This window comes from Paenarthrobacter sp. YAF11_1 (genome assembly GCF_052113445.1).
In the GTDB taxonomy this organism is placed as follows: Bacteria; Actinomycetota; Actinomycetes; order Actinomycetales; family Micrococcaceae; genus Arthrobacter.
This window is the reverse complement of sequence record NZ_JBFRDF010000001.1, coordinates 265,987-281,436: the sequence shown is the minus strand read 5'-3', so window position 1 is coordinate 281,436 and position 15,450 is coordinate 265,987. Positions and strand designations below refer to the sequence as shown.

21 protein-coding genes are annotated in these 15,450 nt (G+C 61.3%); all 21 read right to left on the bottom strand.

Features of this window, described 5'->3' with window-relative positions:
• Positions 1 to 72: 72 nt before the first annotated feature.
• The 21 genes from AB4Y77_RS01410 to AB4Y77_RS01310 all read right to left on the bottom strand — a co-directional run bounded on the left by AB4Y77_RS01410 (position 73) and on the right by AB4Y77_RS01310 (position 15,405).
• Entirely contained in the window at positions 73 to 651 is a 579-nt protein-coding gene (locus AB4Y77_RS01410) for a phage tail tube protein (RefSeq protein ID WP_442012760.1), read from the bottom strand.
• 67 nt (positions 652 to 718) lie between these two features.
• Positions 719 to 1,144 (bottom strand): hypothetical protein, encoded by a 426-nt coding sequence (locus AB4Y77_RS01405; protein WP_442012759.1) that lies wholly within the window; start codon positions 1,142 to 1,144, stop codon positions 719 to 721.
• Positions 1,137 to 1,418, bottom strand: a complete 282-nt coding sequence (locus AB4Y77_RS01400; RefSeq protein WP_179017472.1) for an HK97 gp10 family phage protein — start codon at positions 1,416 to 1,418, stop codon at positions 1,137 to 1,139. The genes AB4Y77_RS01405 and AB4Y77_RS01400 overlap by 8 nt, the downstream gene beginning before the upstream one ends.
• Positions 1,418 to 1,768: a hypothetical protein gene (locus tag AB4Y77_RS01395; RefSeq protein ID WP_442012758.1), complete on the bottom strand. Its 351-nt coding sequence runs from the start codon at positions 1,766 to 1,768 to the stop codon at positions 1,418 to 1,420. The genes AB4Y77_RS01400 and AB4Y77_RS01395 overlap by 1 nt, the downstream gene beginning before the upstream one ends.
• Positions 1,768 to 2,199, bottom strand: coding sequence for a hypothetical protein (locus tag AB4Y77_RS01390; protein WP_442012757.1), 432 nt, complete (start codon positions 2,197 to 2,199; stop codon positions 1,768 to 1,770). The genes AB4Y77_RS01395 and AB4Y77_RS01390 overlap by 1 nt, the downstream gene beginning before the upstream one ends.
• 15 nt (positions 2,200 to 2,214) lie before the next feature.
• A complete protein-coding gene (locus AB4Y77_RS01385) occupies positions 2,215 to 2,556 on the bottom strand; it encodes a hypothetical protein (protein WP_442012756.1) in 342 nt (113 codons plus the stop codon).
• 3 nt (positions 2,557 to 2,559) lie between these two features.
• A complete protein-coding gene (locus AB4Y77_RS01380; protein ID WP_442012755.1) occupies positions 2,560 to 3,468 on the bottom strand; it encodes a phage major capsid protein in 909 nt (302 codons plus the stop codon).
• Between the two features lie 16 nt (positions 3,469 to 3,484).
• A complete protein-coding gene (locus tag AB4Y77_RS01375; protein WP_442012754.1) occupies positions 3,485 to 3,841 on the bottom strand; it encodes a capsid cement protein in 357 nt (118 codons plus the stop codon).
• A 3-nt stretch (positions 3,842 to 3,844) separates the two neighbouring features.
• Positions 3,845 to 5,116, bottom strand: a complete 1,272-nt coding sequence (locus AB4Y77_RS01370; protein WP_442012753.1) for a head maturation protease, ClpP-related — start codon at positions 5,114 to 5,116, stop codon at positions 3,845 to 3,847.
• 14 nt (positions 5,117 to 5,130) lie between these two features.
• Positions 5,131 to 6,441 carry a phage portal protein family protein gene (locus AB4Y77_RS01365; protein ID WP_442012752.1) on the bottom strand — a complete coding sequence of 437 codons (1,311 nt, stop codon included), beginning with the start codon at positions 6,439 to 6,441 and terminating at the stop codon, positions 5,131 to 5,133.
• Positions 6,442 to 6,457: 16 nt separating this feature from the next.
• On the bottom strand, positions 6,458 to 8,281 hold the full coding sequence (locus tag AB4Y77_RS01360; protein ID WP_442012751.1) for a hypothetical protein: 1,824 nt from the start codon (positions 8,279 to 8,281) through the stop codon (positions 6,458 to 6,460).
• Positions 8,235 to 8,888, bottom strand: a complete 654-nt coding sequence (locus AB4Y77_RS01355; RefSeq protein WP_442012750.1) for a P27 family phage terminase small subunit — start codon at positions 8,886 to 8,888, stop codon at positions 8,235 to 8,237. Before AB4Y77_RS01355 ends, AB4Y77_RS01360 begins: the two co-directional genes overlap by 47 nt.
• 396 nt (positions 8,889 to 9,284) lie before the next feature.
• Positions 9,285 to 9,971 carry a hypothetical protein gene (locus AB4Y77_RS01350; RefSeq protein ID WP_442012749.1) on the bottom strand — a complete coding sequence of 229 codons (687 nt, stop codon included), beginning with the start codon at positions 9,969 to 9,971 and terminating at the stop codon, positions 9,285 to 9,287.
• A gap of 160 nt (positions 9,972 to 10,131) precedes the next feature.
• Positions 10,132 to 10,428, bottom strand: coding sequence for a hypothetical protein (locus tag AB4Y77_RS01345; protein WP_442012748.1), 297 nt, complete (start codon positions 10,426 to 10,428; stop codon positions 10,132 to 10,134).
• Between the two features lie 113 nt (positions 10,429 to 10,541).
• Entirely contained in the window at positions 10,542 to 11,228 is a 687-nt protein-coding gene (locus tag AB4Y77_RS01340; RefSeq protein WP_442012747.1) for a hypothetical protein, read from the bottom strand.
• Positions 11,229 to 11,290: 62 nt separating this feature from the next.
• The gene (locus AB4Y77_RS01335) at positions 11,291 to 11,560 is read right to left on the bottom strand and encodes a VRR-NUC domain-containing protein (RefSeq protein WP_442012746.1); all 270 of its coding nucleotides are present in this window, start codon (positions 11,558 to 11,560) and stop codon (positions 11,291 to 11,293) included.
• Between the two features lie 65 nt (positions 11,561 to 11,625).
• Positions 11,626 to 12,663, bottom strand: a complete 1,038-nt coding sequence (locus AB4Y77_RS01330; protein WP_442012745.1) for an HNH endonuclease — start codon at positions 12,661 to 12,663, stop codon at positions 11,626 to 11,628.
• A gap of 186 nt (positions 12,664 to 12,849) precedes the next feature.
• Positions 12,850 to 13,626, bottom strand: a complete 777-nt coding sequence (locus AB4Y77_RS01325) for a hypothetical protein (protein ID WP_442012744.1) — start codon at positions 13,624 to 13,626, stop codon at positions 12,850 to 12,852.
• Between the two features lie 321 nt (positions 13,627 to 13,947).
• Complete coding sequence (locus AB4Y77_RS01320) at positions 13,948 to 14,253, bottom strand: hypothetical protein (protein ID WP_442012743.1); 306 nt, start codon at positions 14,251 to 14,253, stop codon at positions 13,948 to 13,950.
• 409 nt (positions 14,254 to 14,662) lie between these two features.
• Positions 14,663 to 14,971: a hypothetical protein gene (locus AB4Y77_RS01315; RefSeq protein WP_442012742.1), complete on the bottom strand. Its 309-nt coding sequence runs from the start codon at positions 14,969 to 14,971 to the stop codon at positions 14,663 to 14,665.
• Positions 14,971 to 15,405 (bottom strand): hypothetical protein, encoded by a 435-nt coding sequence (locus tag AB4Y77_RS01310; protein WP_442012741.1) that lies wholly within the window; start codon positions 15,403 to 15,405, stop codon positions 14,971 to 14,973. Before AB4Y77_RS01310 ends, AB4Y77_RS01315 begins: the two co-directional genes overlap by 1 nt.
• Between the last annotated feature and the right edge of the window lie 45 nt (positions 15,406 to 15,450).

Here is a 15,450-nt window from a genome sequence, read left to right as displayed (position 1 = left end):
GATGGGTTAAAAGCTGTGGTCCCGCGCTCACCCATCGAGAGCACGGGACCACAGGTCTAAGGAGCCCGGAGGCTATGGAGCGACGGGGAGCGGGATCAGCCATTCGCCCAGGTGCTGGTTTTCCAGCTCCGGTGCTCGGGAGATCGAGAAGGTGACTTCGTAGCCGAGGACCTTGCCGCGCTCGGACTTGTCTTCCTTGACCGACTTCACGCCGGTGTTGGCTGCCACGCGCCGGCGGATCACGCCGTTCTTGAAGATCTCCTCGGTGAACGCGACGTACCTGGTTGACGTGCCACCGCCGTCGATGGTCATGTAGCCATTCGCGTCCGCGGTCTTGCCACGGATGATCTGGCGCACCGTCTCATCGGTCTGGGCGAACTTGACCTTCAGTTCAACGTTCGCGAGGCCGGATGGGATGGAATATCCCTCCTGCCAGAACACGATCGCATCGCCGTCAGCCTCCATGGTCCACTCAAAGCCGCCGTCCTCCGTGAGAAGACCCGGGATCTTGAAATCGACCGGAAGTTCGTAGTCGAGCGCCTTGCCGGCCACGGGGGTGGGGACAGCCGTCCCGAAAGGTGCGAAGCCGATGTGGCCGGTTACCGGTACACCAACAGCTTCGACGTCGTTGCCGAGTTCATCAGCAGCCATTATTTGCCTCCAAATAGAAAAACCATTCACAGGCGTGAATGGCTGGTTGATTGGTTTGGGTAAAGCTCTAAGCCAGCTCGTGGCCGGCGACGGACAGTTCAGCCGTCATGTAGCGCCGGGGGTGGCCTGTTTCATCTGGCACTTTGTACGGGCCGGTGAACCCGAGCACGGCGGCGACCGGGTTGCCGGGTTCGACGCGAGCGCAGTCCTTGACGATGGCCTTGACCAGGTATGACAGGTCCGTGGCCGTCTTACCGTCGGTGAAGTCGTCGTCGGTCAGGACGGTGATCCCGACTGTTGGTTCATTGGTGATGATCGAGACGTCGGGGCCGCCATCGTCTCGGACGATCACCGACTTAGGCCGGGCCGGATTAGGGAACTGGTTACTCACAAACACGTCAGAGGCCAGTGGAGATCCGATGACCTCCAGCTCCTGTCGGATGAACCGGGCAAGGAACTCCTCAAGGTCTGAGTGGATAACGCGCTTACCCACTCTTCTTCACCTGGTTCAACGCCCGGGCAAGGTTGCCGGTCTTGGATTCGACCAGCAGAGCAATCGGACTGTCAGCGATTACGAGTGCCGCGTTACGGCGGCCGCGGCGAACAACTTCCACGCGGATGCTGTTCGCATACGCGTTGCTGTCCCTCGGAGCCGAGGCTCGGGCAGCAGCGGCAACCCTGTTAGCCTTTTCCACACACAAGCCGGTTACTGCCGGCGAGCGCCCGAGCTGTTCAAAGAATGAGTCGTTGAAGTCCACGCCGGCCACTAGCCCACCACCTTCGTCACTCTGAACTCGACACCGGGATTCCAACCGGTTAGCGCGTTGAGCCAGTCGGCAACTTCACCCTCAACCTGCCACAGCCCAGATCGTGCCCTGATGCGGTCCTGGGGCAGCACGTCGATCCCGGGAGCGCCGTAGAGGCTCATGGCCGTGGTGACGGTGTTCCGGTTCTCCGTCTGCGTCTCGACGCTGCTGGACGGGGCAATGGCGCACCCCTCTATGTCGATTGTGTCCGGCTCTGACCAGTCCCTCTTGGTTGCTTCGCCAGAGTAGATATCGTTCACGAGCTGCGCCCGTTCCCGCACCACCGTTTCGCCGTTCGCCAGGGGAAACATCAACACCGCCCTTCCGGCCAGATGAAAAGACCCTCGTAATTACCAGAAGGTGGGGAGTGGAAGACGGGAAGGGCCGCGCTGCGCCCCTCGAACACTTCCACCATCCAGCCGTGGATCTCGGTTGGGTTGGTACTGCCAGCCAGTAGTGTGGCTGAACGCGACATTGGTCCAACACCTTCTGAGAAGGACTTCGCTCCCCGTATGGGCGGAACGTCCACCGCGCTGAGAACCATCTGCACCACGACGTCAGAGACGTCATCAGCAGTCAGGTAATCGTCAGGGTTGAGGATGCGTTGATCGACATCCGGCCAACGACGTCGGATGGCGCGAGAAGCCTTGCCGAGGTAGTACTCGGCCCTTGGCTTCTCCAGAGAGGTAAGTGGACGCCATGCCTGCTCGATCGTTGGAATTGTTGCCAGATCAGTAGCCATGGCGTCCACCTCCTCTTACTTCGCCGGGGTTGTCTTGGCAGCCGCGGCCTTGGCGTCAGCTTCTGCCTTTGCATCAGCAGCTGCTTTCGCATCTGCCGCCGCCCTGGCCTTCTCGTCAGCGGCTGCCTTCGCTGCCGCTACCTTCGCTGCTTTCGCGGCGAGTTCGGTTTCGGTCGGCTCGTCACGGACGGTGACCTTCTCAATGAGGTTGGCCTTTTCCAGGCGGTCCAGCTGTTCCTGCTCGACGCCCTCCGGAATGACGCTGCCACCTGTGAGGATACGCGCCACTCGGTTGCCGGATGCGGGGCCAATGGAGACCTTCACAACCTTGGCTTTAGCTCGGTAGAAAGTTGCCATTGCTTAGGCCTCCGTTCCGGTAAGTACGACCCCGGCAAGCGGGTTCGTGACCACAGGCACGTGCGGGTTACGTGCCTGGATGCGGGTCTTGTCGGACCTCTCGCGGAACGAGGCCACCTCCACGCCAGTGTCGCCGCCGACAGGCTTGTACTCCGGAGACGGGATGTTCTCGCGGGCGATCCCGCCAAGGCGCCGACGGTCCACGAACATGGGGTTTGTGAAGTCGTCGTCGTCTGCGGGCACCCAGGTGATACCCGAGATCGTCGGGAAATTCCCCGTCAGCGCCGTGTTGTCGTTGTCCGGAAGGACGTCGAGCAGTTCGGGCAGGACGTCGGCGTACTGCTCTCCGGGCAACACCACGGTGTCGATGGAGTAGCCCAACTTGAGCTTGCGCGTGGCGGCCTGGACGCGCAGCGCGTCCCGAAGGATCGTCTTTCCGTTGGTCCACGGGGCGCTTGCCGCCAGTGTCCTCGTTACCGAAGAGAGGATGACGCCGAGCGCGATCTCGTTGGCACTGAAGACCATTTCGGTCTGCAGAAATGTCATCGCATCATCGACGGGTTGCCGCAGGCTGCGGCCAACCTCCTCGTCGGTGATCTCTGTGGCGAGACCTTCCTTGGAGCCGGTGTACAACTCGTACTGCTCGGCGCTCATGGTCGTGAGCTTGTACTCAGCGCCCGGAGCGACTGTCTCGGCGCCACGTTCGGTACGGATCGTCTCATTCGACGGAACCGCGATTGCTCCACCCTGAAGGGTGTAGCGACCTTGCAGGAGGAAGTTCCCGATGAACTGCTGGGCGTTGAGGATCTCTCCAAGACGCCGGGCGAGGAGAGTCGGGGACTTGACGAAGGCGATCAAGTCCGTAGCGCTGGCTGCTGCCAGCTGGCTCGGAGTGTAGGGGTAGGTCAACATTCTCTGTAGTCCTTTCTTAGAACTCGAGGACCTGGACGGCTGCGCCGTCGGCCGCGGAAGTGAGAGCGAGGCCGATGGCGGTGCCAGCTGCCAGTGTGCGGATCTTTCCCGCGCCGGCCGTCTCTACCCTCTGGCCGCGAGTTACAGCGCCGAGAGCGATCAGAGAATGGATGGGCTTGTTGACCTCGACAGTCACCTTGTCGCCTACCGCTGCGTCATGGCCGGCTACGCCGACATACTTCGCGGAAGCAGCGGCCGCGGGGGCAACGGAGCGATCGGCCGCTCCGACTTCAACGGGGTGCCCTCCGGTCACAGCCGTGGTGACGTCGAACGTGACAGTCTCTCCTGGACGGAAGATCGGCAAGTACTGCATTTCTCAGGCCTCCTTGTTTTCGGTGGGGTACACCTTGGAGTAGTAGGTGTCGTCTTCGTCCGACGCCTGATCGACGCCGCCCGTGTAGCCGGCGGGGGACAGATTGACCAGGCCGGGCGCGAGGCCCGCCAAAGTCTCAGCGATTCCGGGATCAGCGGCGAGCGCGTTGATCCAGTGGTCTCGGCGGGCCGGGGGAATCCGGCCGTCGTTCACTGCGGAGTCGACAATTGCTGCTCGCTCTGCGGCGAGCTGCTGGTTGCGGGCTTCCCGACCTTCGGCAGCGGCGGCCTGGAGGTCTGCGTACTGGGCTTCGTCCAGTACGACGGTTCCTGCTGCTGCGGTTGGTGCAGCGGTGTCCTGCTCTGCGAGCACCTCGTCAACGGCGGCCAGCAAGGCGTCGTCGTTCAGGTTTGCTTCGGCGGAGATGCCGAGCCGCTCACGGAGCCCCTTTTTCAGTGCATCCGACATGGTGTCGGTTCCTTCCTCTTGGGGGTGGGTGGTGTCCTTCGGCTCGGCCGGAGGCATTGTGGAGGTCTTATTGACCAGGTTGGTGAGTTGCTGGAGCGCTTGGCCGTTTTCGAGGCTCAGACGTTCCTTGCGGGCGTGGTTTGTGGGGACCATGGGCCGGGGTGCGTCGCGGCGGCCGGCGTGGGCGAAGATCGACAGATCGAACTTGGCGTTTGAGGCCTCTGCTTCGTCGTCCGTGTCGTTGCCCTTGCGGGTCACGACACGGTCGGCAAGACCGGCGGCCACAGCTTCCTCTGCGGTGTACCATGTTTCCGCGTGCATAGCCGTGCGCCACTCCTCTGTGGTGCCCCCAGCGCGTTCTGCATAGACGTTGGCGATCGTTTCGGACAGCTGGTTGAGGACCTTAGCGGTTTCTTCCATGTCCGCTGCGTTACCCCAGCACACGGCTGAGGCGTCGTGGATCATCATTTCCGCGCCGAATCCCATGACCACTTCGTCGGCCGCTTGGACAATGAATGAAGCCGCGGAGGCTGCCAGCCCGTCCACCGTTGCGGTCACGTGCGCCTTGTGCCGGCGAAGCGCGTTCATGATCGCCGTTCCATCGAACACTGACCCGCCCGGGGAGTTGACGTAAAGGTTGATGTTCTCGACGTCGAGGGCGGCAAGCTCCGTCACGAACTCGGATGCGTTCACACCCCAGTAGCTGTCAATGACGTCGTAAATGTAGACGTCCGCGGCATCTCCGGACTTGGCTTCCATCCGGTACCACTGCTTACCTTCGGTTGCCATCTTCAGTGGTCTGCTCAATTGAGTTCTCCTTGTCATGAACCGGGCCAGCGGCTTTCGGTGGGCTGCGGGGGCTGACTTGCCTGGGTAGTTGTGACCCGTTCACGGGCCGTTGCAGGGTCCGCTGCCGGGAGGCTGTACTGGTTCCGGAGGTGAGCCTCTAGCGGGTCGTCCAGCGTCAGTGCACCAACGTCGACCAAGCGAGCGATGGACTCAGCTGTTGCGGGATGTCGAGAGCCAATTTCGTCAAACACGAGCTTTGGTGCCGGCTCTTCCGGACCCCAGTTGTGATCGACCAGATCCTCAATGACGTGCTGGTTGGTTACGTCCGCGATCTGATTGGCGACTGTCTGAAGGGACAGCGTGAAGAAGTCCGCGAACGTGGAACCCAAGGCCCAGGAACCGGTCTCGGTGCCAAGGTTCAGAAAGTGGGCCAACACCGCTCGGGCCATCTGTTCGTCGTAGTACCGAATAGGTTTGTCAGCGTCAGGCAGGTCACCTTCAACGCCTTTCATGTCGAGCTTTGCTCCATCGGGAAGTGAAGCTCCCGAATTGTCACCCGAACGCAGGCCCCTGGCGATCTTCAGACCAGCTGCGATCTCCTCATTCTGGCGCTTCACGTACTCCGCCTCGGCAAGCCCGTCCGGGAGCTTGGAGGCAGTGTAGATGGGGACGCCCATGCCATTGCGGTCCAAGGTTTGCGCTTGGACCCGCAAAGCACGGTCCTTGAGGAGCCAGTACTTGTAGGCCGGTCGGATAACTGACTGGCCCAGCCAGTTTCCGCCCTCACGGTCATTGACGTAAGCAACCAAGTTGCCCACATCAATGCGCGGATCCTTACTGCCCGCCTTCGCGGAGAATTGCTCGATGGCGACCAGACCGCCGTCCGACGCGACGTCGATCTTGCTGATAGTGCGGGGCGGACGCCATTCCAGCTTCCGCAAATGAGCCCTGCCCCCCTCGATCCGGTACACCTGCTCAAAGAACGAGTGACCGAAGGGAAGCATCGTCAGCGCTAGACGCAGATGTTCAGCCCAGGAGAACCTGTTGCGAGTTCGGAGGATCGAACGCCCGGAGTCACCCACAATTTGCAAGCCCATGTCATCTGCGACTTGCTGGGTGACTTCGTCCCGGGCGCCGTTCGGATCAATCCGGTAGGTGGTGCGCCGGATCGGCAGCGTTATGGCGCGGAGGGTGGAAACAACCTGGGCGTCCTGGCGGCGCATCTGGTCGTACACACGAACGTTCTTCGGCCACTGAAGCTCTGGTGTTTCTTCTTCGTCTGGTGCTGCCCACCACGGAGAGGTATTCACCGCGTAACCCTTAGCGGATTCCGGAACTGCCATGCGGCACTCCTCTCATCTAGAAGCCCATTTGGGCGACGTCGTCAGCTGCAAAGTCGGTATCAGCGGTCTGTAGCGCCTCCGGTGGTGGCGGTGGTGGCGGTGGTGCAACGACGCGACGGCCCATCAGCCACTTCACGGCTGTGAAGGCCATGAGGGGTGCGACTTCAGCTGGTGACGCCCGGTGATCAGGAATAGATGCGCCACCGCTGAACACCTTCACGACGGCGGTTGCCGCAGCAGTGTCCAGCACAGGCTGAGGGTTGTGGAAAACGGTTACGTCTCTGACAGAGTCGAAGACATCAGCCCATCCGTTGGTTAAGTCGCTGCCTGACCACTCGACAACGGGAATCGTGAACTCAATGTCAGCGTCCAGGCTCTCCATCAGTGGTGAGATCGGAGCACCCTTGGACTGACCGGCCACGGCCTTGACGCGTCCGCGTCGTTTGACGTCCATCAGGTAGCCCTTTACCCAGTCGGAGCCATGGCGGGCGGCCACGATCTCCACCTGGGCTTTGCCGTCGGCCCTAAAGCCGCCGAATGCCACATATGTCATGGATCGGTCGTGGGACTGGTCAACTCCTGCCCAAACTTCCGAGCCGGGGACTATCCGGTGTTCTTCGGCGACGCCAATCGTTCCGTCGTCAAGGGTTTGGACCGGATTCTTGCCCTTGTCCCACGCGCCAGGAGGGAACGGCCCTGTAAGAGTGCCTTCTGACCACTGACAACCGACCTCTGTACGAAAAACCCACTCGGGATCGGTCTTGCAGGCCGCTGCGATGGTGCGTTCGGTGAATCCGGGGTTCCAATTCAGCGAGGGGTTGGACTGTGCCCAGCCTTGACGGTCCCTTTTGTCGGTTCCCGGGGCCATCGACCATTCCCAGAGGCCTAGAGTGTCCTCGTCCTGCTCATAGTCGGCCAGCTCGTCGTCATCAAGCTCTTCATCGTCTTCCGTGAGGTCAGCGACGTCGAGCGCGGATGGCCCGGCAGCTCCGATCTCCTCACAGATGCCGTCCGGATCCCCGATAGCCTCGTGGGCCATCTTGCGGAGGTAGCGGAGGACGATAGAGGTCAAGTCGCCGGCGTTGGAAAGCGCCAAAATCAGAGCCTCGGCCTGCGCCATGGTCGTTTTGGTGATCGCTCCCCAGGCTTCCCAGTTCTGGTGCTCGCGCAACTCGTCAAGCATGATCAGGTTGCCGGTGAAACCACGTCCAGCGCGACGGTTGGCTGCCTTGACCTTGTACCGCGGGCCCGTCTTCTTCCCAACCTTGCCCTGAGGCTCCTGGGGATTCAGCTCTAGGGCCTTTTTGCCGTTGACCTTCACGACGCGCTTAAGGAGTTTGGACAGCTCCTCGTCTTCTTCCACGAGGTCAACGGCGCCCTGCCATACTTCCTCAGCAGTTTCAAGGTCCTGAGCTGTGCCCATAACAAGGGGCCAGCCCCAGACGATCATGAACCACAGCGCCAGCACCTGCGACAGCGTGCTCTTGCCGTTCTGGCGGGCGATCAGCACCACTGCCGTCCGGAACCTCAGCGAGCCATCTGGCAGCAGCTCCAGCATCCGGCAGAGCAGAACCTTCTGCCATGGGTAGAGGTCCACTCCCAAGGCATCGCGGGCGAATTCAATGACGTCATAGCCAAGAGTGGTGTCCGGCGTCAGCGCACGCAGCGGCGGGGTGCAGATCCGAGGTTCCGCGTACCCGTAGATCTTCGGACGCTTCGCCCCAGACTGATCCGGGATCGGGACGTGACAGACCTTGCGGTAGTAATCGCCAGGGTCTACCGCGTTTGGGCCACTAACCGGATCGGCGTGCCCTGGCGCGAGCTTGGAAGTCTGTGACACTCGCACCCTCCGGCTTTCCATCTTCTGCCGGTTTGGATTCCTCAGCTGTCGGAGCGGCCGTCAGTCCCGCGCCGGATGGAAGGGAGGCGGGTGTAATTTGCAGCTCAGCGCATGCTTTGAGGTAGTTCGGCACGGTTGTTGTCATGGCCTTCTGGAGCGCTTCCATGCTGTCGCGCTGGGCCTCATCGATCATCCAGGCAAGTGTCTTCACAGCTGCCACGGGGCCGGCGAAGCGAGGCCCTTCAAGGTGTTTCGCGGCCGTGATGGTCAGCGCAGTCGCGTCGGCCATGTAGCCGCGCTTCCTGGCTGGCTTCACCAGCGGGGCGAAGCGGTCACCCCACGCCCGGATCTGCTCCGCGGTGGAGCGTTCGACGGCGAGCGCCGGGTGGGGGATGACGCGGCCTCGTGGGTCGGTGACCACCATGCCTTCATCCTCGATGCGCTGTCGTGCTTCGCGGAGCCTAGCCATGAGGGTGCAGAAGGTCTCCAGTGCGGAGCGGTCCACGTTGCCCACCAGGTCGTTGCTCTCAACGATTTCCCGCCACACCTCGGCAACAGGCTCCGGAAGGTGATCAGGAGGTTCGATGTAGTTCTCAGCTGAGGTCATAGTTTCAACTCCCCAAGTTTCATAGAGCCGCATTCGAGGGGCTTTGTGGTGAGCTTGCCGGTTGCGAGTGATTCAAGCGTGCGGGCTTGGACGGTAGGCCACTCGTTCGCGCTCTTTGGCCGAAGTCGTGCTACGAGGTCTGAGAGCTGCCGGCGGGATTTCCTCCAGTCGATCAGGAGAGCGACGTCGGCGACGCACATCTGCGGATAGTCGGCCAGGACGTCGCGGACGGCTGGCTCAGCTTCCTCAATTGCAGAGGGGCGGTAGTAACCATCGCGAGCGCCGGGCCGAATTGCACGGCGGACTGCGTTCCGAGAAGCTCTTTGCTCCCTCGCGATGCTCCGTATGGAGTTGCCCTCGTCCCGCTGTTCCCGGATCGCTGGGCGGTCGTGCACGCTACTTCTTCGTGCCCTGCCAAGCTTCAGCGTGGCCAATGGTCAGAAGACGGGGCAGATCTTTGAGTCCCAGGAGCGCCGTCAGGATGTGGGCTGTGTCGTCCACTCCATATTCAACGCCCTCTCGGGGGCCTTTGTTGAGTAAAGTCCGGTAGCTGATGATCCGCGGATCACTCTTGGACAGCCCGCAAGAGGATTTGAGGTGTTCAGCCGAGTTGTTGTCGGTGACGATGAGGACTCGTTCCACTCCCTCTTGAGCGTCCGTGAGCCACTTCAGCGCTAGGCGGGTCTTACCCTCCTGGCGGGCCCCGATGATGACGTGCTCTGGCCCGTCAAGGATTGAAGGAGCGGCCAATGCCGCTTGCCGGGTTTTGGCGGCTTTGAGCCGGGCATTGAAGACGGGTGAAGGGTCGATGGTCAGAGCAGATCCGATCATACGATCCGGCGAGTAAGCCAAGACGTCAGGCTTGGCAGCAGCGGCCATCTCATCAGTCACTGCAGCTGCGAACTTTTGCAGTCGCTGGTTCAGCTCAACGTCGTCCATGCGGACCCTTGCCGTGATGGAGACGTGCCCCACCGTGTGGGTCGTTTCCTGAACGACAGGAAGTTCGATTTCTCCGATGTCATGGGGGTCACCATCCCCGATTCGGGCCGAAAGGACGAGTGTAAGATTTCCGGGACTAGCCATGACTTGCTGCCGCCTTTCGGGTAGGATGGCGGGTCCGTTTTCCCCGCCAATTCAACGATCCTGGGCTATTTCACTCGGGGAAACTCCCGGGGGGAGAGGGAGGAGCAGGCGGGGAGTGTCCGGCGATTCGCCTTGCTGGATTTTATTGAGGCCTGGAGGGTCACCAGTCTTCGGAGGTGATGCCCATACTGAGGTCTTCACCCGGGCCGGCTGCTTTGTTGCAGTCCAGATGTGCGGGCTTCCAGTTGCTTGGCTCCCAAGTCAGGTGCGGGTACAGCTTGCGGGACTTCACATGCTGGACACTGCACGACTGCTTATGCGGGTAGGTAAGCGAGTAGTCGATGCTCTGCTTGCAGATGCAGCAGGCCTCGTTGCGTCGTCGCCCTTCGGCTCTGACTTTGGCCAGCGCTTCACCTGCCCGCCTGCCCGACCACGAGGGGATGCTCAGTCCGTTCACATCAGACTCACCGCCTTGGCTGGACAATGACAAAGGCCCCGACGGTTATCCGTCGAGGCCTTCGCTCAAAGCTGTAGGGACAGCTATCCCCTCGGATTTAGGGTACTACACTTTCAGGCCCTCATCCGCTTTCTCCCTCGCATGTACTCGAAGACCTTGAGCACGTCTCCTGGATAGTAGATACGTTGCGGGCTGGGAGTGGTCGTCACTCGGTCCAAGACGTAAGGCAACCTGCCCAGCTGCACCCAATTCTCAAAGTCCTTCTTGAGAATCACCACCTTGGTCTTCCGTTGCAGATACTCACGAACTGCCCTCGGCGGCATCGGCTCCCCTCTGGCCCTACGCCTCAGCCTGTCCAGCACATCGGTGACGTTGTGGACGGTGTTGCAAGCGGGGCACTTCACTGTTGCATCATCGGGGTGGGCGACCAGCCGACCATCGCAGGGGAACGGTTCGTCGTCCTCGTCTTCCCCTTCGAGCAGCTCCTCACACCGCCCGTAGACGCGACTGTCTTCAGGGCCCCACACCAAGTCGCGGGCCTTGCTGACCCAGTCCCGCGCCATCCAGAGAACTTCGCCCGCTTTCGGATTGTCGGCCGCCGTTTCATAAGCGCGAGCTGGTAGCTGGTGCAACCACGCCTTCAGCAGATAGGCGTCCACGTTCATGGCAGGCCGGGACTTTGCCACACCTCCACCGCCGCCGCTAGCGCCCGGGCTCCTGGTCACGGCTGTCTGGTCGATAGCGCCGCCGATGAACTGGAGCAGTGGCCCAACGTCGGCAAGCAAGGAATCCAGCTCCACGATGCAATCCGTGCAGAGATACAGAGAGGTCGGCTTGTGGCAATCCTCCGTCGTGCAGGTGCTCATTTGTCCCCTCTCAGTTCTCGCATGATTCGACCACTCTGCAGATCCTCGGGTCGCCACACGTCAACATCGAGGCCGGCCAATTTGAGGATCTTCATGCAGAGGATCTGGGCAGGGCGAACCCGACCCGTGGAAGTCTTCAGCTCCCGGAACAGGACGCGCCTCCTGGACAAACTGCCCAGGACAAGATCCGGAAAGCCAGCCTGCGAACGCCGGCTATCCGGGTTGTGGTAGCGGAGCTCGTAGCCAAGGAACTGAGCGAGTTGCATTACTGAGGTCTGGAGTTGATCTTCTGATGGTGAGTTGTGCGATGAAAGTCGTTTGGTAGGCATGTTCAGTTCCGTCCTCGGTCACGGGGGCGTCTTCTTTTGTTTCTGGATCTCTTGGGAGGTGTGGTGTGCTCTGTGCTCCCGCCCCTCCCTGTACCTACCTGCCCCGTCCCGACCCGTCCCGTCCCGACATGGCTTGGTCCGGGAGACCTCTGACCTGTCCCTGACCTAGATCGATCAGGCAGGTCCGCGGCCGGTGCATCCGTTGCCGCTGGAGATGCGTCGTCTGCAGCAGTGTCAGAGTCGCTGGACGGGCCGGTGATAGCCGTTGCCTCGTCCTCAGCCGGAACTTCACCCTTGGGGAGTTCAACGGCGGGCGTGCCCTCTTCCAGCTGCTTGCCATCGGCGAGCGCGGGGGTTTGGGTGTTGCGGGTGTAGGTGGGTTTGACGGTGATGTCGTGGTTGGCCAGGAACTCTACGGTTTCGGGTCCGTAGAGGGGCTGTGTGGGTGCCGGGAGGGTTGACCAGGTGCTGTCTGGGTCGTCGCCTCTTTTGCCGTTGCACTCTCTGCAGCAGACGACGTAGGTCTCTACTGTCGCGGCCTGGCCGGGGTTGGTGTGGTCGTAGGATGCGGCTCGTCCTGATACGCGGTCGTTCCAGGAGACGGTTTTGCCGCAGTATCTGCATGCGTCTCCGTCGCGCAGCCTGACGGCTGTGGTGAGTTTGACGTTGCGGGAGTCCTTTTTGCGTTGGTTGGCCCACGCCCTTTCGTCTTTGAGGATCATGTGGAACAGGTCGTTGTCTTCGACGAGTTTGAAGGCTTTGCGTTCTTCGCCGTCAACGATGATCACTGTGTCTGTGAGGTAGCCGCAGTACTTGGCTGCTTTGATCAGGGCTTGGTATCTGCTGATTGAGCCGGCCATTGTCATGGCTGTGCCGACGGTGATGATGTAGTCCTGCTCGTGGGAGGCGGACTGGGTTGCGCAGCGGTTTACGAAGCCGAAGCATTCATTGAGGATTCGGTCATCGGCGTCTTCCATCTCCAAAACTGAGAGGACGATCGGGTGATTCGCCGCCTTGTCGCCCTCTTTCAGCCATGGCACTGGATGGACCTTCTTTCGTGGTGGTTGCCGGTCTCGGCGGGTGAATGGATACGTGGCGGCCACGGGATGTTGGGGGCAGTGGTGACCCTCGTTGTATGTTGCGGAGGAATGTCCGCTGCCAAGGGGTCAGCTCGAAGCCGAGAACCTTTTCAGCGAACACGGCGAGGTCGTTCGAGCGCTGCTTGCTCATGCTGATTTCCTCCTTGCTTGGCGGTGGATCCGGTCATGGAGGAACTGCATCAGGGCGGGGTCCGGGTTCACCGGCGCTTCAGCGCTGGGGATCTCCGCTGGTGGAGGCAGCTGCTCCCAACCGTTCGCAGCTGCGTAGGCGAGCGCCCGGGTGATGGCGGCCTGTTCGTGGCGGTTGCTTGCGACTCGTGGCTTGTCCCAGAGGAGCAGGTACAGGGTTCGGATTTCGCGTGCTGTCTTGGCGTTGCACTGTGTCTTGTTCATGATCAGTGCGAAGTTGCCGTGTTCTTTGCCCATGCGTTTGGCTTGCCAGCCGATTGAGTAGCCCAGGCAGACCAGGTGCTTGATTCGGGCCTGAGTGGGGGCCGCATTGATTTTCACGGTTTCGCCGAGGGTGGTGAGCGAAGGCTTGATGGCCAGTACTCGTGCGGCCACGCGCTTCTCGACGCGTGCCCTGGGTGGCATGTTGCGTGATGGATCGCCGTAGATGATCTTGCCCAGCGTTGCGTTGGAGACCTTGGCCAGACGGGCGATGGTCTTCAGGCCGTAGCCAGCCTTCTTGAGTTTCTGGATGTGCTTGCGTACTGGCTCAGCGTCAACCCGACCGGAGTCGTAGGTGCCGGCGGCTTTCGCCTCGGCTCGGTCGTTTTCGCGCTGAGTGTTGGCGTCGGTGCAGGGCGTGCATCGGCACTTGTCCAGGATGTATGCCTGAGGGGTCCCGTGCTGGTGGCGGGCTTTAGGGTGTTCGCAGTCCCGTATGGGGCGATGGCTCATCGCGTCTCCTCTCGTCTTGTTCCGGGGCCGGTGCACGCACACCGGCGGATGCCGTTCGAATTCTCTGGGTACGTGTAGCCCTTGCAGGATGGCCACTCGTTGTCAGCTTCTCCGTGGTGATGACCGCAGCTGGAGCAGAGACCTCGCTTCATTCGTCATCGATGAGGGTCCCTCCGCCTTCGGGCGGGGTCTCCTCCGGCCAACCGTCCTGCCAAGACGTGTCTGCGCTGCCGTCGTAGTGCGAGTAGCGATGTCCAGGCCAATCAGTGCAGATGGCTCCCCATGGACCGGGCTCGTTGCATCTGCCGGGCCGCTCGGTGCTCACTGTTCCCCGGTTTCAGGTTTGCACTGGCACGCGCCGTCATCCTCAAGTGGATACTCGCACTCGTTGCAGTAGGTGAGATGAGCAATCCAGTCGCCGTTGTCTTGGGAACACTCCTGGCAGAAGACGCCGATAGGCGAGAGTTCGCAGATCTGCACGCAGCTATTCAGCCCCTCACCTTCGGGATGGTCAGATGCCCACTCCGCATAGGCCTCTGATTCCTCATCCTCTGGAGCAGAGTGGCCGCAGTCTTCAGCACCCTTGTAGACCGAATATTCCGTGTTGTGTTGAACCGCAGCGCTCATTCAGCCCACTCCCATTCCACGTACTCGTCTTCCCAGCTGGTTGTTATTGGCCCGGACCTGGTCAGGTCCCGAGGCAGGCAGCCTTCCTGCATGTCATCGTTGTCCTCACCCGCGTAATTGACGCAGCTGCTGTCAAACCAGTCCTGCATCCAGCACTCTTCGTGAGACACGTATGGGTGCCCGCACGGGAAGCTCTCGCACCCGCAAGAATCCGGATACTGATGGCACTCTGCGGCGGAGTTCCCTCGGCACTCAAACTTCAGCGTGGGCAGACCCCGCCACCCGTCATAGGCGGGTTCGGCGGCCGTCAGCTCGACATAGTGCACGAACGCCGGGTTACAGAACTTGCACCCCGGGCGTTTGATGCCGTTCGCTGCGTGCGACTCGTGGAGCGATTCCTGAACGCTGATCACTGGGTATCCTCCTGAGTTGCAACTGCTGCTTGAAGCACGTTCTGGACGTTCTCCATCCAAAGTGCTTGGCTGCGTTCCCCCACCTGCGACCAGCTGCGCCCTTTGTCCCGCCCCGAGATGGCGTCCCATGACCGTTCGGCGGTCCGTTTCAGCGAGGAGTCGTCCAGGCCAACGCGATATACCTTCATGGTCGTGTCTGCTGAGTCGGCTGCGGTGAGCGCGACCGACGCCGCGGCTTCACTTTCAGTCATGCTCAGGGCACGGCGAAAGTGAATGGCCTCGGCAGCTGCTTCTTGGCGGCTCATCAGACTTTCTCCTTCGCGTGGGTGATGCTCAGGTCTTCGCCGAAGAGCAGCACTCGGAAGGTAGGACCAAATGCTTGGTGCGCCATATCGGAGGTCATGTAGCGATCCGTCCCTGGGGACTTCCAACCGCCGGCAAGGTTCTGGAGTATCAGGCCGCAGTCGTCCATGACCACCACGTTGCGATCCGAGTTGTACAGATCCTTCAACTCTTCGGCGGTGGTGATGGTCGGGGACTTCCAATAGCCCAGATCGGCGAGCGCTTTTGTTCCGTGGAAGATGAATGGGAGGGCTTGTTCGCGGACGTTGTTCTTCTGGGACGCGGTGAGGTCGTTCCAAGCCGGGCCGCCAGCGTGGCCGGCTCGGGAGGTGACTACGCCTTCCGCTGCGGCTTCGCAGCAGACGGTGAGTTCGTGGTCGGTGAGTCTTTCGCTCATGTGTTCTTGTCCTGTTCGGTGAGGATGGTGGCGAGCTGCTGAGGG

Bases quoted from the DNA above. Each gene is read 5' to 3' on its own strand.
- AB4Y77_RS01410 (WP_442012760.1), bottom strand. From the start codon at position 651: ATGGCTGCTGATGAACTCGGCAACGACGTCGAAGCTGTTGGTGTACCG.
- AB4Y77_RS01395 (WP_442012758.1), bottom strand. From the start codon at position 1,768: ATGTTTCCCCTGGCGAACGGCGAAACGGTGGTGCGGGAACGGGCGCAG.
- AB4Y77_RS01390 (WP_442012757.1), bottom strand. From the start codon at position 2,199: ATGGCTACTGATCTGGCAACAATTCCAACGATCGAGCAGGCATGGCGT.
- AB4Y77_RS01385 (WP_442012756.1), bottom strand. From the start codon at position 2,556: ATGGCAACTTTCTACCGAGCTAAAGCCAAGGTTGTGAAGGTCTCCATT.
- AB4Y77_RS01380 (WP_442012755.1), bottom strand. From the start codon at position 3,468: ATGTTGACCTACCCCTACACTCCGAGCCAGCTGGCAGCAGCCAGCGCT.
- AB4Y77_RS01375 (WP_442012754.1), bottom strand. From the start codon at position 3,841: ATGCAGTACTTGCCGATCTTCCGTCCAGGAGAGACTGTCACGTTCGAC.
- AB4Y77_RS01365 (WP_442012752.1), bottom strand. From the start codon at position 6,441: ATGGCAGTTCCGGAATCCGCTAAGGGTTACGCGGTGAATACCTCTCCG.
- AB4Y77_RS01355 (WP_442012750.1), bottom strand. From the start codon at position 8,888: ATGACCTCAGCTGAGAACTACATCGAACCTCCTGATCACCTTCCGGAG.
- AB4Y77_RS01350 (WP_442012749.1), bottom strand. From the start codon at position 9,971: ATGGCTAGTCCCGGAAATCTTACACTCGTCCTTTCGGCCCGAATCGGG.
- AB4Y77_RS01335 (WP_442012746.1), bottom strand. From the start codon at position 11,560: ATGCAACTCGCTCAGTTCCTTGGCTACGAGCTCCGCTACCACAACCCG.
- AB4Y77_RS01325 (WP_442012744.1), bottom strand. From the start codon at position 13,626: ATGAGCCATCGCCCCATACGGGACTGCGAACACCCTAAAGCCCGCCAC.
- AB4Y77_RS01320 (WP_442012743.1), bottom strand. From the start codon at position 14,253: ATGAGCGCTGCGGTTCAACACAACACGGAATATTCGGTCTACAAGGGT.
- AB4Y77_RS01315 (WP_442012742.1), bottom strand. From the start codon at position 14,971: ATGAGCCGCCAAGAAGCAGCTGCCGAGGCCATTCACTTTCGCCGTGCC.
- AB4Y77_RS01310 (WP_442012741.1), bottom strand. From the start codon at position 15,405: ATGAGCGAAAGACTCACCGACCACGAACTCACCGTCTGCTGCGAAGCC.